This window comes from Methylogaea oryzae (genome assembly GCF_019669985.1).
GTDB classification, from domain to species: Bacteria; Pseudomonadota; Gammaproteobacteria; order Methylococcales; family Methylococcaceae; genus Methylogaea; species Methylogaea oryzae.
On record NZ_AP019782.1, the window covers coordinates 2,773,228 to 2,788,445 of the forward strand.

Sequence of the window (15,218 nt, forward strand, 5' to 3'; positions counted from 1 at the left end):
GTTGGGGGGCGAAACGTTCAAAGTAGCGTACCTAATGCTTGCAAGAAGAATCCCATCGCGATCAACCACATGCCGTACTGAAAATACTTCTTCTCCACATTGGCGCGGGTAACCTCGATTTTTCCTCCATCAGAGAAAGATCCGTAATACGGTGTTTTCAGGGACGCAACGACGACACCGATGATGTCGATATTCAACCCCGCGACGGAGAACAACTTGTTAGGGAGGGTCTTAGCCAGGTCGGTAACGCAATAGAAAAGAGGCCAAATCACCACCACAGACAGAACGATGATGGCGATATGTAATGGTTTCCACTCGACCTTAACTTCATCATCCTTCGGATAGCGCGGCTTTTCGTTCATGGAGCCCCCCCCAACTGTTGATCGAACAGAATCTTGTATAACTGTGCTAAACGGAATCCGTATAGCACGCCGTCCACGCGACGCGGCGGTAGCCTTCCGCTGCAGCATACACCTGCCCACTCCGAAGGCCATCAGCCATGCTAAGTAGGCGCAAAACCCCGTTTGCCGCGCCGAGCACCGCAGCTTGGGCCGGGATAACCCGCAGGGCCGCCGCATGGATGCGGCGGGTTGGGCGTCAGGCCAGGGATGGCCTGTCGGCCAACTCCCGGTCCAAGCGAGGAGCGCAGGGCACCCCGAAGGGGCGTGGCAATCGGGCGGCCTTTTCTTTGGTTACTTTCTTTTGGCCGCACAAAAGAAAGTAACCCGCCCGTGGGTGCGGATAACCCACATTCAAATAAGCCCGCCGCGCAGCGGCAACCATTTCAATCTCCCTCACCCTGCCCTCTCCCAGAGGGAGAGGGGACTTGAAGCATAGCGCTGCAGCATAAGTCGACGTCGACACCCGTCCGGTGGGTTACGACGCGCGGCCATACCATATCAAGATTCGAAGGCGGATTTTGTGCGCGTCTAACCCACCCTACCTCGGCGGCAACCGAGCCACCAGCTCCCGCAACAGCTCCTCCACATCCCCCGTCGCATAGGGATAATCGAAATGCGGCCGCTTCACCACCAGCAACGGTATCCCCAGGGCCTGGGCCGCCGCCGCCTTGTCGGCGAAACCGCCCACGTCTCCCGAATCCTTGGTGATGACGCAGTCGATGCCCCAATCGCGCCACAGGGCTTCGTTCAAGCCTCGGGAAATCGGCCCCTGCATGGCGCAGATGTTTTTGCGGGGAATGCCTTGCTCCTCGGCGCGGCGGAACAAGTCGGGGTCGGGCGTCAGGCGGACGAACCATTGGCACTGCTCGGCGCCGGGGGCCTGGACGAACTGGGACACATCCTTGGAGCCGGTGGAGAGGAAGATGCGCCGACCCAGTTGCACCGCCTTGGCGGCCGCTTCCGCCATGTCAGCGCAGGGCACGGTGCCGGGCGGGTCTTCGCCGGGGTCGCGCTCGTAACGCAGATAGGGCACGCCCAGCTTTTCCGCCAGGGCCATGAGCTTGGGCTTGATGATCGCCGCATGGGGATGGGTGGCGTCGACGATGGCGCGGGCGCCCCGCTCGGCCAGCCAGCGGGCGCGGGCGTCCACGTCGCCTAAACCTTGCTCGACATGCAGGCCGGGGCAGGCGCGGCGGGCCACTTCGGCGCCGTAGACGGTGGCGGCGGACAGCGCCACCGGCCAGCCGGCTTCGGCCAGGCGGCGCGCCAGGGCGTTGCCGTCGCTGGTGCCGGAGTAGACCCAGATGGCGTTGTGGGGGGGCTGGCTAACCTGTTCCCCGGAACTTGTTACGGGCGCGATTCCGGCCCCCTCTCCCCCAGGGAGAGGGTTGGGGTGAGGGGTGGATAAAAGGCCGCGACCTTCCCCCCCCTCACCCTGCCCTATCCCTGGGGGAAAGCCGCCGCGCAGCGGAAAAGGTAAGGCTTCTTGAGAGGGTTCTGAAATGGCGCTCGATGCGACGCCCTGCTCCCACCCATGATACCCCCGCGGCGTATAAATCCACTGCCGCTTGCGGCGCGTATGGCGGTTGCCGATGACCAGGCTGGTGAGCATGTCGAAACGCTGCTGGCGCAATTCCTCCAGAGTGCAAATACGGGCCGACTGTTCCGGCCGGTAGGCGTTGCGCACCACGCCGCAGAGGGTGTCCGGCCCTTTGCCTTCCAACAGGATATCGAGGATGCGATAGACCCCTTCCTGGCGCGCCTGGCTCTGCACGTTGTACAGCACGCAGGCAAGGTCCGCCTGGGCGATGGCGCGGGCGCGCTGTTCGATCCACTCCCAGGGACAGAGCAGATCCGACAGGCTCAGGGTGGCGAAATCGTGGGACAACGGCGCGCCCAGCAGCGAGGCGCAAGCTGTGGCGGCGGTGACGCCGGGGTAGACTTTGACCTCGAAGGTGTCGTCCTCGGCCATCTCGTCGAAAGCCAGGGTGGCCAGGGCGTAGACGCCGATGTCGCCGCTGGAAACCAGCGCCGCCTGCTTGCCCTGGCGGGCATGGGCGATGGCGGCGGCGGCCCGCTCGCGCTCCTGGGTCAAGGGCAAGTCGATCACTTCCTTGCCTTCCAGCCAAGGCGCGATCCAGCGGAAATACAGGCCGTAGCCCACCACCACGTCGCTATCCAAAATGGCCTGCTTCGCCTGCGGCGTCACCAATTCCGCATAGCCCGGCCCTACCGACACCAAATGCAATATACCGTTCATACCCAAGGAGTCCACGAATCCAATACCACCGCCACGGCCACGCCGTTCAAAGTCGTTTTCGGCACCGCCAGCCGCCCGCGCGGGCAGGCGATCAGCGCCGCCGGCTCGCACACGCCGTCCACCCCCAGGTTTTCCCGCACCCATTCCGACGGCTCGCTCACCCAGGGCCGATCGGAAATCTGCTGCAGGGCGATGACGCGCAGGGGCAGTTGGTACCGTTCGCAAAAGGCCAGCAGGCCCGGTTCGTTGGCTTTCACCGACACCGTCGCCACTTCCCGCACCAGGTCCAGCGACGCATCGCCCAGGGCCTGCCGCACCGCCGCCTCGATGGCTTCCTCCGACACGTCGCGGCGGCAGCCGATGCCCAGCACCAGGGGCTTGCGCGCTTCGGTGGCGGTGGTGACGACGGGGATGGCGCCCACGGTGTTGGCGACCCGCTGCGCCAATCGGTTGGCGCCGCCCTCGTGGCCGCCCAGCAAGGCGATGGCGTAGCGGGCCGCCTCGTCCACCGTCACCACGCAGGGATCGGAACGCTTGTCCTGCAGCAGGCCGTCCACATAGCGCACGGCGATGCCGGTGGCCATGATCAGCAGCCATTGGCGGTAACAGCCGAACACCCGGCGGAACTGCTCCAGGGGCGCGATTTCCGTCACCAGCCAGGGCCGCAGCAAGTCGCCGCCCAGTTGTTGCTGCAGGCGCTCGCCCAGGGCTTCCGCCTCGGCGCGCACCAGCCAGATGCCCAGTTCATGCTCCATCGTCATCCCCCTTGCCCCGGAAGGCGTGGACGTAATCGGCGGCATACAACCGCGAATCGCCGCCGCTGTCCTCCGCCAACACCGGGCCGACCAGCAGCAGCGTAGTCAGGCGCCAGTCTTTGCCGTCGACCTCGTCCAACAGACGCCCCAAAGTGCCGCGATGAATGGTCTGGTCCGGCCAGGTGGCGCGGCGCACCAGGGCCACCGGCGCATCCGGCCCGTAATGGCGCAGCAAGGTGTCCACCGTCTGCTTGAGCTTGGCGCCGGACAGGAACAGACAGAGCGTAGTTCCATGGGCCGCCAGGCTGTCCAGGTCTTCTCCCGCCGGCATGGGCGAGGCGCGGCCCTCGCTGCGGGTGAGGATCACCGTCTGCGCCACGCCCGGCTTGGTCAGCTCGCTGCCCAGGGCGGCGGCGGCGGCGCTGTAGGACGACACGCCGGGGACGATTTGGTAGTCCATGTCCAGCGCTTTCAGCCGGCGCATCTGCTCGGCGGTGGCGCCGTAGAGGGCGGGGTCGCCCGAGTGCAGCCGGGCCACGTCCCAGCCGTTGGCCTTGGCGCGGCGATAGTGTTCCATCTGCTGGTCCAGGTCCAGGCCGGCGGTGTCGACGATTTCCGCGTCGGGCCGGCACCAGCCCAGCATTTCCTGCGGCACCAGGGAACCGGCGTACAGCACCAGCGGCACGGTTTGCAGCAGCTTCATGCCGCGCACGGTAATCAAATCGGCGGCGCCGGGGCCGGCGCCTATGAAATAAACGGTCATCGGTGGCGAGGCTCGCGGGGGTTCTTGCGGATGAGCAAGGTGGTGAGATAGCCGGCGGCGGGGTCGATATCGGCCCCGGCCAGATCGGCGCAGAGGATTTCGCCGGGCAAGCCGATGCGGCTGGCGAGGGCGCAGTTTCCGGCGATGCCCAGGTTGTTCAGCAATCCCAGCACGGCCGGCAGGCGCTGGGCGACTTTCATCAAGACGACGATGTCGTGGCTGTCGATGTCGCGGCGCAGGGCATCCATGTCGTCGGGACAGGGCAGGATCAGCACCCGCTCGCGGCCTTCGCCCAGCGGCCAGTCCAGGGCGGCGGCGGCGGCGGCGTAGCTGGTGATGCCGGGATAGGTGCGGTACTCCAGCCCCGGCAGCAACTCGACCAGGGCCGCCAGGGTGTAGCCATAGGTGGAATAGGTCATGGCGTCGCCCAGAGTGACGTAGCCGACGTTGATGCCTTGCTGGAGGTCTGCGGCGATGGCGGCGGCCAGTTCGGCGTAGTGGTCTTTCAGACGGCCGCGGTCGCTGACCATGAGGAACTCCACCTTGCGGAACTTGCCCTCGTCCAGCCCCAAGCCGGCCATGCACTGCTCGGCCACGGAGGCTTCTGCGCCGCGCGCTTGGGGCAGGTAGATCAGGTCGCAAGCTTGCAAGGCCTGCAAAGCGGCGACAGACAGGTAACCGCCGTTGCCGGGGCCGACGCCGACGCCGATGAAGCGGCCGAGTGCCGTCATGCCGCCGCCCCCAAAGCCGTACCGTCCAACATAAACAATCTCGCCTCCACCTTAGGCACAGCCGGAACCCGACGCGCGACGGTAGCCGCGATACGGTTTTCCAAATAAATCCAAAACTCCCGCCCTCGGCGCTCGCCGTTCAACAATATGGCAGCGGCTTCCACCGTATTGGCCTGCGCCAGCGCCGCGACGGTTTCGGCATCGAAGCCGAAGGCCTCCGCCTCGCGAGCAATGGCCGGCATGGCCATGGCGCTGCGGCTGGAATGGGTGTCCCAATGGCCGTCCAGCACTTTGGCCAGCTTGCCGGGATGGCCCAGCAGCCAGAGGGTGTCCAAGCCGGCTTCGCCTTGCTCGATCAGAGCTTGCACCTGATCCACGGCGAAGCCGAGGAAGTTGGAGATTTGCACCAGGGCGCGGGTAGGCAGCTTCAGTCGCTTGCTGCCGAAAGCGGCGCCGATCTTACCCGGCAATAAAGCAATAGCGCCTCCCTTGTTCGGGAACTGGAAAAGGCCATGGCTATTTAACTCCCTCACCCTAACCCTCCCCCTGAGGGGGAGGGAACCGGAAGCTGCGGGTTCCTGCTCAGAGGCGTTTTCGGCAGCAGCACCCAGCGCTACCCGGATATACACCTCGATGGACGCCTGGTAGGCGGACAAGGACATGGGCTCGACGATACCGCTGGTGCCGAGGATGGAAATGCCGCCGACGATGCCTAGGCGCGGATTGTAAGTCTTGCGCGCCAGCGCCTCGCCGCCCTCGCAGCCGATTTCCAAGTCGAAGCCGGCCTCCTCCCCCGCCACGTCCTCCACCGCCCAGCCCATCATTTGCCTTGGCACCGGGTTGATGGCCGGCTCGCCCAGCGCCACGCGCAAGCCGGGCGCCGTGGCGGTGCCGACGCCGGGGCCGGCGAGGAATCGGATTTGGCCGGCGTCGTTGCGCTTAACCAGCGCGGATATGACGGCGCCGTGGGTGCAATCGGGATCGTCGCCGGCATCCTTCACCACCTCGGCGCGGGCCGCATCGCCTACTTGATCGACGCTGCGCACCGGCACCAGCAGGCACCAGGCCGGATCCGGCAGGCGGACGCTCACTTGAGTCACCCGCTCGCCGCGCAGCAGCAGCAGCAGCGCCGCCTTCACCGCCGCCGTGGCGCAAGCGCCGGTGGTTCGGCCGCGGCGCAGGCCGTTGGGGGCTGGAACGCTGAGATCGAAAACCTGGCGGTTCACAGCTCCCACGCCCCGGCCAGCTGGTTGATGGCGCAGATCATGATGGCGTTCACCGCCGAAGCGGCCCAGGGCGAGCCGCCACGAGTGCCGGCGTTGGTGATGCGCGGCACCTGCATGCAGCGGCGCAGGGCCTCCTTGCATTCGCGGGTGCCGACGAAACCCACCGGCAGGCCGATGACCAATTGCGGGCGCCAGCCGTGCTCGCGGATCAGCCGCACCGCTTCCATCACGGCGGTGGGCGCGTCGCCGATGGCGACGATCTGGTCGTTGCCCCAACGCTGCCAGGCGCGCCGGATGCCGGCCGCCGAGCGGGTGATGCCTTCCGCCTGGGCCAGCATGTAGGACTCGGGGTCGTGCACGCCGCACCAGGTTTCGATGCCTAACCGCGCGAGCAAGTCGCGGCGCAGGCCGGACTGCACCATGGTCACATCGGCACTGACGCGGCGGCAGCGCAGCAGGGCGCGCAGGCCGGCTTCCACCGCGCCGGGGGAGAAGAACAAATCCTCGCCGCAGTCCAAATCGCCGCTGGTGTGCACCAGGCGCTGGCGGACGATCTTTTCGCCCAGGGAATAGGCCGACCAATCGCGCTCCGCTTCGATGATGCGGAAGCTTTCCGCTTCGATGGGATGGGGCGCATAGGGCTCGAACACCGGCGCGGCTTCCGGCTGCGATGGTTTATCCAACGCGCCTTTGACGTGGCCGTGGTGGGCCATCTGCGGCTGGCCGACCTTGCCCTCGAAACCGACGATCTGCACCCGGTATTGGCACAGCCCGCAGTTCATGGCGGCGCGGCCTTCCACCGCCTCCCGCGCCCGTTCCAGGAACAACTCGGCCAGCTCCTCCGTCGGCCCCAGGTAGCCGGCTTTCAACACTTCCAGTGCCGGATAACGCGCCGCCAAGGCGTCTGCCGCTTCATAAATGCGCTTTACCAGCACGCCGTCGAACAGGAACAGCGGGAAGACCACAATACGGTTGAAACCCAGCTTGGCGGCGGCCAGCAGGCCGTCCATCACCAGCGGTTTGGCGGTACCGGAATAACACACGTAGGCGCCGCCGTAGCTCATGCCTTCTTCCAGCATGCGCGCCAGCTTGTAGACCTCGGAATTGGCGTCCGGATCGGACGTGCCGCGCCCCACCACCACCAGCAAGGTATCGGCGCGAGGAAAAGTCTCGCCGGCAGCAGCCTCCGCCTCCACCAAACGGCGCTGGCAGACGCGCAGCAGCAAGGGATGCAGTTCCGCCACGCCGGCGTAGTGGAATTCCACTTCCGGGTGCTCCTGCTTCAGCACCGCCAACTCGCTGGGCATGTCGTTCTTGGCATGGCCGGCGGCCAGCAGCAGGGAGGGCAGCAGCACGACTTTGCGCGCGCCGGCAGCAACGGCAGAACGCAGGGCTACGTCTACCGTCGGGGTGGCGAATTCCAGGTAGGCGTGGCTGACCGGCAAATCGCCGGCCTGGCCGGCCATGATCTCCGTGAGAGACTCGAACTCCGCCCTCCCCGCCGGATCGCGGCTGCCGTGGCCGGCCACTACGATACTGTAACCTTCAGTCATCCGGCTCACCCTGGGAGCGCGGGCATCCTGCCCGCTTGGTTTGACGCCGGGAGACGGGCGGGCAGGATGCCCGCGCTCCCAGGGGTACACGGCATATGGGCCTGCTTCATCGCGGCAAATCGTCCAACTGGCTGGGCATGGGGACTAGGCTACGGATCAGCAGGATGCTCATATCGCTGAACTCCGCCGTGCATTCCGCCAGCGTGCCGCGCCAAGTGGCCTCGGCGGTGGTCAGCCGTTCCCACACTTCCACCTCGTGGGCAGGATTCACGCCCTGGGCCAGCAAATAGGCGGCCACGTCCTTGGGCATGAAGTCCCAGGGACGGGGAATGACGATGGCGTTGCGGCCGTCCTGCAGCACGTGCACCAAATGGCGCTGGAACGGCGCCAGATCGCCGCGCCGGTGGAAAGTAACGAAAGTGGTTTCGTCGAAACAGACCTTGCCGCGCGAAGCCAGCACCTGGGCCGAGGAGATGCCCGGCAGGGTTTCCACCGGGTGACCGCAGGCCGCTTCCACCCGCTCCAAATATTGAAAGCCGCTGAAATGGATGTCGCCCATGAACACCACCACGCAGCGCTTGCCGGCGTGATGATGGACCGCCACGTCCGCCAGCTTGGCGGTCTGGTCCTTGTAGCCCATGGTGATGACTTCGGCATCGGCGCGGATCAGCGGCCGCACCAAATCCACCACCGCGTCGAAACCGGCCACCACGTCGGCCTGCTGCACCAGTTCCCCGCCGCGGCGGGTGAGATAGCCCAAATCGCCGGGACCGGCGCCTATGCATACGATCATTGCTTTACACGAATTTGCTGCGGAACATGAAAAACACGGCGCCGACCAGACACAGCCCCGCCCAGAGATAATCGAGCTTCAACGGCTCTTTTAGGTACATCACGGAAAACGGCACGAACACGCTGAGGGTGATCACTTCCTGCACGATCTTCAGCTGGCCGACGCTCAGCGCCGTGTAGCCGATGCGGTTGGCCGGCACCTGCAGCAGGTATTCGAACAGGGCGATGCCCCAGCTGACGAAGGCGGCGACGATCCAGGGCTTGCCGTTGAGCTCCTTGAGGTGGGCGTACCAGGCGAAGGTCATGAACACGTTGCTGCATAGCAGCAGGGCGATGGAGATGACGATGGGCTTCATGCCGGTTTACCCGCATTACGAATGGCCAACAACAAGCTCTGGGTGGACAGGCCATCCAAGCCCAGCCACGGCGCACCCAGGGCTTCCGCCAAGACCCGCGCCCGACCCAGCCGCGGCAGCCCGGTTTCTGTGTCCACCACCAGGGCGGGCACGCCGCGCTGGGCCAGTTTCTTGGCCGCCGCCAGGGACTCGTCCCAGGCATCGCCATGCCCCATGGCGACGTTGGCGCGGCCGTCACTCAACAGCACCAGCAGCGGCGTGCGCTCGTCCTTGTTTTGCACCAAGGTGCGCTCGGCCAGGGCCAGGGCGTGGGGCAAGGGCGTGCGGCCGCCGCTGGGCAGTTCCCGCAGGCAGCGCTCGGCCTGTTCCACGCTGCGGGTGGGGGGCAGCAGCAGTTCCGCCAGGGCGCCGCGGAAAGCGATGACGCCCACCGTGTCGCGCTGCACGTAGGCGTCGCCCAGCAAGGCCATCACCGCGCCCTTCACCAGCTCCATGCGCCGCCGCGCAGCCATGGAGCCGGAAGCGTCCACCACGAACAAAATGAAGTTGCCGACCCGGCCGGCGACGACTTTCTCGTGCAGGTCGGCGCGGGTCACCTCCAGCTTGCCGCCGGTGCGGATGACGCTGTGCTGCAAAGTGGCGGCCACCGCCAGGCTCTTGGGATTCTCGCTGGGCACGCTGCGCACCTGGCCGCCGCGCAGGGTGTGGGCCGCCGAGCTTCGGCGGCCTTCCAGAGCGTTCGACTGGGCTTGTTTCATTCGCAGGCTGGGCGCTTCCTGCTGGGCGATGCCGAACACCTGACTGCCGCCGGTGTCACCCTCTTCCCCTTCGCTGTCCTGGGGCGGCGCGGTGTCGCTGTCGGATTCGGACGTCGACGCTTCCTGCTGACGATCCTCCAGCATCTGGTCCAGACGCTGGGTGTCCAGGCTGGGCTCGTCGAAGGGCGTGCGGCGGCGGCGGTGCGGCAGGGCCAGTTCGGCGGCGCGGCGCACGTCTTCCACCGTGGTTTCCGCCCGGCCGTCCAGCGCCGCCAGGGTGCGGGCGGTGCGGTGCATGACCAGGTCGGCGCGCAGGCTGGCGACTTCGAATTCGCAGCAAATGGCGCTGATCAGTTCCACCAGTTCATTGGACAAAGTCACATGCGGCAGCAGGGCTTGCGCCGCGATCAAGCGCCGACGCAACTCCGCCTGGGCGGTCTCCCAGCCGTCGCGGAATACCGTCGCGTCCCCCTCGAATGCGATGCGCCGCCGCACCACCTCGGCTCGCACCGCCGGCTCCTTGGGTGCAGCCACGTCCACCATCAGGCCGAAGCGGTCCAGCAATTGCGGGCGCAGCTCGCCTTCCTCGGGATTCATGGTGCCGATCAGGGTGATGCGTGCCGGATGGCTGATGGCCAGCCCTTCCCGCTGCACGGTGTTGACGCCCATGGCGGCCACGTCCAGCAGCACGTCCACCAGGTGGTCGCCCAGCAGGTTCACCTCATCGATGTACAGCAGGCCCCGGTGGGCGGCGGCCAGCAATCCCGGCTGGAAGGTGCGGCGGCCTTCCTTCAAGGCGCGCTCGAAATCCAGGCTGCCCAGCACCCGATCCTCGGTGGCGCCCAGGGGCAGGTTGACGAAAGGCACGGGTTTTTCCACCGCCTTGGCCTTGAGGTCGCGGCAATGGTCGCAAGCCGCCGCCGGCTCCCCCGGCGGGCAGTTGAAATGGCAGCCCTGCACCGTGGCGATGGCCGGCAACAACTCCACCAGCCCGCGCGCCGCCGTGCTCTTCGCCACGCCTTTGTCGCCGCGAATCAGCACGCCGCCGATGGCCGGATTCACCGCGCACAACAGCAAAGCGGTCTTCAGGCTATCCTGGCCGACGATGGCGCTGAAGGGGTAGGTCGGGCTCATATCGTCACACACCCCTTCCTATGCATCGCCTAGTGAAAGCATTTTGCATGGGCTTTGTCACGGCTTGCCTTCCCCCCTACTCTCCAACTCCGCCTCCCCCTGCAAATACAACTGCCGCAACTGGGCCAGCGTCTGTTCCGATGGTTCTTTCCACATGCCCCGCTCCGCCGCTTCCAGCAGGCGCTCGGCCATGGCTTTCAGCGCCCAGGGGTTGCTCTCCTGCAGGAAAGCACGGGTGGTTTCATCGAACACGTAGTGCTCGGCGGTCTGCTGGTACATCCAGTCTTCCATGATACCGGCGGTGGCGTCGTAGCCGAATAAATAGTCCACGGTGGCGGCCAGCTCCAGGCCGCCTTTGTAGCCGTGGCGGCGGATGCCGTCCAGCCATTTGGGGTTGACCACCCGCGAGCGGAACACCCGCAGGGCTTCTTCCTTCAGGTCGCGCACCACGGCGCGGCGCGGGTCGTGGCTGTCGCCGAAGTAGCGGCGCGGCTGGCGGCCGGCGATGTCGCGGATGGCGGCGATCATGCCGCCGTGGAATTGCAGGTAGTCATCCGAGTCGAAAATGTCGTGCTCGCGGTTGTCCTGGTTGTGCAGGGCCACTTCCACTTGGCCCAGGCGGCGGCGGAAGTCGCTGCGGGCGTCGATACCGGCAACGTTTTCGCCGTAGGCGTAGCCGCCCCAGTTGACGTAGGCTTCGGCGAAGTCGGCGGAGTCCTGCCAGTTCTTTTCCTGGATCAGCGGCAGGATGCCGGCGCCGTAGCTGCCGGGCTTGGCGCCGAAGACGCGGTAGCGGGCGCGGCGTTCGGCGCTTTCCGGGACCTCGCCCTGGGCCAAGGATTCGGCCAGTTCTTCCAGGTAGTGCTTGCGCGGGTAGTTGTGTTCCGGCGCCTCGTCCAGGGCGATGACCTGGGCCACGGCCTTGTCGACCAACTCGACCAGTTGCGGGAAAGCGTCGCGGAAGAAGCCGCTGATGCGCACGGTGACGTCGATGCGCGGCCGGCCCAGTTGCTCCAGCGGAATAGCCTCGACGCCGCTCAGCCGGCCGCTTTCCTGCTGCCATACGGGTTTGACGCCCAGCAGCGCCAGCACTTCGGCGACGTCGTCGCCGTGGGTGCGCATAGCGCTGGTGCCCCATACGGTCAGCGCCACGCTTTCCGGGCTGCGGCCGGTCTCTTTTTGGTGGCGGCGGATCACTTCATCAGCCAGTTGCTGCCCCACCCGCCAAGCGGAAGGCGACGGCAGGGCGCGCGGGTCCACGGAATAAAAGTTGCGGCCGGTGGGCAGGATGTGGGCCATGCCGCGGGTGGGCGAACCGCTGGGGCCGGCGGGGACGTAACCGCCGTTTAGGCCGTGCAGCAGGTTATCGATTTCTTCCTGGGTGCGGGCCAGATTGGGCACCAGTTCGCGACAGGCGAAAGTAAGGACTTGGGCGATGGCGTCGGTCACGCCCCCTTCCTGGTTATCTTGCCCAGAAACTGCGGGTTTAGGTTCCCTCTCCTCCTGGGAGAGGGACAGGGTGAGGGGGATTAATGGCCGTGGCCTATCATCCTCCCTCCCCCCAACCCTCTCCTTAAGGGAGAGGGAGCCGGAAAGTGCGGACATAACAACGACACGCTCAATAACAACAGCGGCTTGGCCGGGATCGAAGCCGCACTCCGCCAACTCGGCGAACAAACTACGTCCAACCTCCGCCAAGGCCTCCAGTGCATCCGCCCGCGTCACCAGCGGACGGCCGGCCAGAGCCTGTAAGGCTTCGGGGGCCGTGTCCAGCCGCTTGCCCTTGTCTTCCAGCAACTGCGCCATGTCCAGGCCGAAATGTTCGGCCAAGGCGTCCGGCAAGGCCGGGATGTGTTGATTGGGCAAGCGCGTCAAAGCGCAGAGCATGTCCACCAGGGCCTCGCCCTCGGGAGCCTCGCCGTAGCGGTGCAAACCGCCGCGGATCTGCGCAGCGCCGATTTCGCACAAATAGCCGTCCAGGTGCTCGATGAGGTGGGCGAAGGCCACGCCGTCCATGTCCTCCAGGCCGCCGTGGTGGTCATGGTCATGGTCATGGTCATGGTCATGGTCATGGTCATGGTCATGGTCATGGTCATGGTCATGGTCGTGCTCGTGCTCGTGCTCGTGCTCGTGCTCGTGCTCGTGCTCGTGCTCGTGCTCGTGCTCGTGCTCGTGCTCGTGCTCGTGCTCGTGCTCGTGGGCCAGGATAGCCGCCAAATCGGTTTCCAGGTTGGCGTCGTGCACCAGTTCCCACACTTGTTCGCGCAGCAGCGGCAGCTTGCTGGGGTCGAGCAGTTCCAGCTGGTAATACTCGTCCACCAAGCGCTCTAATTTCGCCAGCGGGCCGTAGGTGTCGGCGCTGGTCATGGGCGGCGTCAGGTGGTCCACCACCACGGCGTGGGCGCGGCGCTTGGCCTGGGCGCCTTCGCCGGGGTCGTTGACGATGAAGGGATAGAACAGCGGCATATCGCCCAGCAGGGCGTCGGGGAAGCACTCTTCCGACAGGCCCACGCCTTTGCCCGGCAGCCATTCCAGGGTGCCGTGCTTGCCGACGTGGACGATGGCGTCCGCCTGCCAGCCGTCGCGCAACCAGCGGTAGAAAGCGTGGTAGTGATGGGTGGGCGGCAAATCCGGCTGGTGGTAGATGGCGTCCGGGTCCATGCCGTAGCCGCGCGGCGGTTGCAGGGCCACCAGGGCGTTGCCGTATTGCAGGCCGGCGAAAATCAGCTGACCGTTGTGCACATAGGCCTCGCCCGGTGCTGCGCCCCACTGGGCGGCCATTTTGTCCTGCAAGGCTGGCGGCAGTTCGGCGAACCAGCGGGCGTAGTCATCGCGGCTCACCGTACCCACGGCGTTGTCGCACTGGGCCTGGGTCAGATAGCTTTCGTCATAGCTGCAGCGGTCCAGCAGGGCGTGGATGATGGCGTCGCTGTCGTCGGGGAATCCGGTCATGCCGTAACCGGCGGCTTGCATAGCTCGCAGCAGGGTCAGCAGGGATGCCGGCGCGTCCAGGCCGACGGCATTGCCCACTTGATCCGCTTTGGCACCGGAATTGGTCAGCACGAAAGCGATGCGCTTGTCGCGGTTGGGCAGCTGGCGCAGACGGGCCAGGCGCACGGCGATGCCGGCGGCGCGGCGGGCGCGGTCCGGCAAGGGCTGGTATTCCACCAGCTCGATGCCGCCGGATTCGCGCTTGGCCTTGAAGGAAACCGGCACGCCGATCACCCGGCCGTCGAATTCCGGCAGCACCACGTTCATGGCGGTGTCCAGGGGATTGAGACCGCGGCTGGACTCGCGCCATTCGCTTTCCGTCATGGCGCTGGGCACAGCTTGCACCATGGGCACGTCCAGATCGCTGAGGGCCGCCACCGACCAGCCGCCGGGCGTGGGGCCGTCGGTGGCGACTTCGCCCATGGCGAAGGCGGTGGTGTTGATCAAAGCGTCAACGATGGCAACGCTATGACCTTCAAGCGCAGCGCTTCCGGCCCCCTCTCCCTGCGGGAGAGGGTTGGGGTGAGGGGGATTAAGGGGATTAAAAGGAGCGGCTGCGCCGACATTTTCACCCCTCACCCTAGCCCTCTCCCTCAGGGAGAGGGAACCCGAAAAATCCCTGAAGAACTCTAACGCCAGCGGCCGGCCGCTTTCGTCCAGGCTGCGCAGGGAAGCGGTGTATACCGGCAAGGCGGCGTACCCCTGTTCCTCCAGAGCCTCGACCAGCGCATCGACGAATGCCGTGTTGCCGCTCAGCCAGTGGGCGCGGTAGAACAGGATGCCGATGGCGGGGCGCTGGCCGTAGTAGTCGTGCCACTCTTGCAAACCGGCGCCGTTGGGCAGTTCCGGATGGTAGATGCCGTGCTCCGGCATGGCCTGGGGCGGTTCGTAGCCGTAGCCGGTCAACAACAGATGGTCGGCCAGAAAGCGCAGGCCCTGGGCCAGGTTCGGCACGCCGCCGTGCTGGAAATAGGCCAGCGTCTCGTGCAACAGCCCTGCCGGCACGCTGGAAATGCCGGCCAGTTCCGGGTTCATGTCGCCGGCGCCGCTCAGGGCCAGCACGGAACGCCCCTGCCCCACCGCCGCTTTCACCAGCTCGGTGAGGCCCGGCACCGCGCCCAGCTTGCCCAGCAGGCGCAGCACGATGACGCCGGCATCGCGCAAGTCGCCGTCCAGCAAATCAGCCACTTGCCCCTGCGCCGCCAGGCTTTGCAGGCTGTGACCGGAAACAAGGGGGAAATCCGCCGGCAGGGTGTCCACCGCCCGGCGCAAGGCGATCAAATCGCTGTCGGCATGGGTCAACAGGGCGATGCCGGGCGGATGGCCGAGGGCTGGGCTCACGGGGAAGGTTCCTTGGAACTTGCGGCGGTAGGCTGGCCCGAGCGGCCAGTACTGGAAAATGCCCGGCTATTCTATAAGCTATGGCCTGCTTTCATCCAGGCCCGCCTTATCGAGCGGGCCGGCCATCGCCGGGATTTACCACGCGGGAACGATACGA

General features: G+C 66.2%; 11 protein-coding genes. All 11 read right to left on the bottom strand.

Features of this window, described 5'->3' with window-relative positions; all coding sequences use genetic code 11:
• Positions 1 to 17: 17 nt before the first annotated feature.
• On the bottom strand, positions 18 to 362 hold the full coding sequence (locus K5607_RS12090; protein WP_054774361.1) for a hypothetical protein: 345 nt from the start codon (positions 360 to 362) through the stop codon (positions 18 to 20).
• A gap of 577 nt (positions 363 to 939) precedes the next feature.
• Positions 940 to 2,661 carry a precorrin-3B C(17)-methyltransferase gene (gene cobJ / locus K5607_RS12095; protein ID WP_221047150.1) on the bottom strand — a complete coding sequence of 574 codons (1,722 nt, stop codon included), beginning with the start codon at positions 2,659 to 2,661 and terminating at the stop codon, positions 940 to 942.
• Complete coding sequence (locus tag K5607_RS12100) at positions 2,658 to 3,416, bottom strand: cobalamin biosynthesis protein (protein ID WP_246598850.1); 759 nt, start codon at positions 3,414 to 3,416, stop codon at positions 2,658 to 2,660. The genes cobJ and K5607_RS12100 overlap by 4 nt, the downstream gene beginning before the upstream one ends.
• Positions 3,406 to 4,179, bottom strand: a complete 774-nt coding sequence (gene cobM, locus K5607_RS12105; protein ID WP_221047153.1) for a precorrin-4 C(11)-methyltransferase — start codon at positions 4,177 to 4,179, stop codon at positions 3,406 to 3,408. The genes K5607_RS12100 and cobM overlap by 11 nt, the downstream gene beginning before the upstream one ends.
• Entirely contained in the window at positions 4,176 to 4,910 is a 735-nt protein-coding gene (gene cobI / locus K5607_RS12110) for a precorrin-2 C(20)-methyltransferase (RefSeq protein ID WP_221047154.1), read from the bottom strand. The genes cobM and cobI overlap by 4 nt, the downstream gene beginning before the upstream one ends.
• Entirely contained in the window at positions 4,907 to 6,136 is a 1,230-nt protein-coding gene (gene cbiD, locus K5607_RS12115) for a cobalt-precorrin-5B (C(1))-methyltransferase CbiD (protein WP_246598851.1), read from the bottom strand. The genes cobI and cbiD overlap by 4 nt, the downstream gene beginning before the upstream one ends.
• Complete coding sequence (locus K5607_RS12120) at positions 6,133 to 7,689, bottom strand: precorrin-8X methylmutase (RefSeq protein WP_221047156.1); 1,557 nt, start codon at positions 7,687 to 7,689, stop codon at positions 6,133 to 6,135. The genes cbiD and K5607_RS12120 overlap by 4 nt, the downstream gene beginning before the upstream one ends.
• A 106-nt stretch (positions 7,690 to 7,795) precedes the next feature.
• Complete coding sequence (locus K5607_RS12125; protein ID WP_054774984.1) at positions 7,796 to 8,482, bottom strand: cobalt-precorrin-7 (C(5))-methyltransferase; 687 nt, start codon at positions 8,480 to 8,482, stop codon at positions 7,796 to 7,798.
• Between the two features lie 4 nt (positions 8,483 to 8,486).
• Positions 8,487 to 8,837, bottom strand: coding sequence for a DMT family protein (locus tag K5607_RS12130; protein WP_054774985.1), 351 nt, complete (start codon positions 8,835 to 8,837; stop codon positions 8,487 to 8,489).
• Positions 8,834 to 10,729, bottom strand: coding sequence for a magnesium chelatase subunit D family protein (locus tag K5607_RS12135; RefSeq protein ID WP_221047157.1), 1,896 nt, complete (start codon positions 10,727 to 10,729; stop codon positions 8,834 to 8,836). Before K5607_RS12135 ends, K5607_RS12130 begins: the two co-directional genes overlap by 4 nt.
• 57 nt (positions 10,730 to 10,786) lie before the next feature.
• Complete coding sequence (locus K5607_RS12140) at positions 10,787 to 15,061, bottom strand: cobaltochelatase subunit CobN (protein WP_246598852.1); 4,275 nt, start codon at positions 15,059 to 15,061, stop codon at positions 10,787 to 10,789.
• Between the last annotated feature and the right edge of the window lie 157 nt (positions 15,062 to 15,218).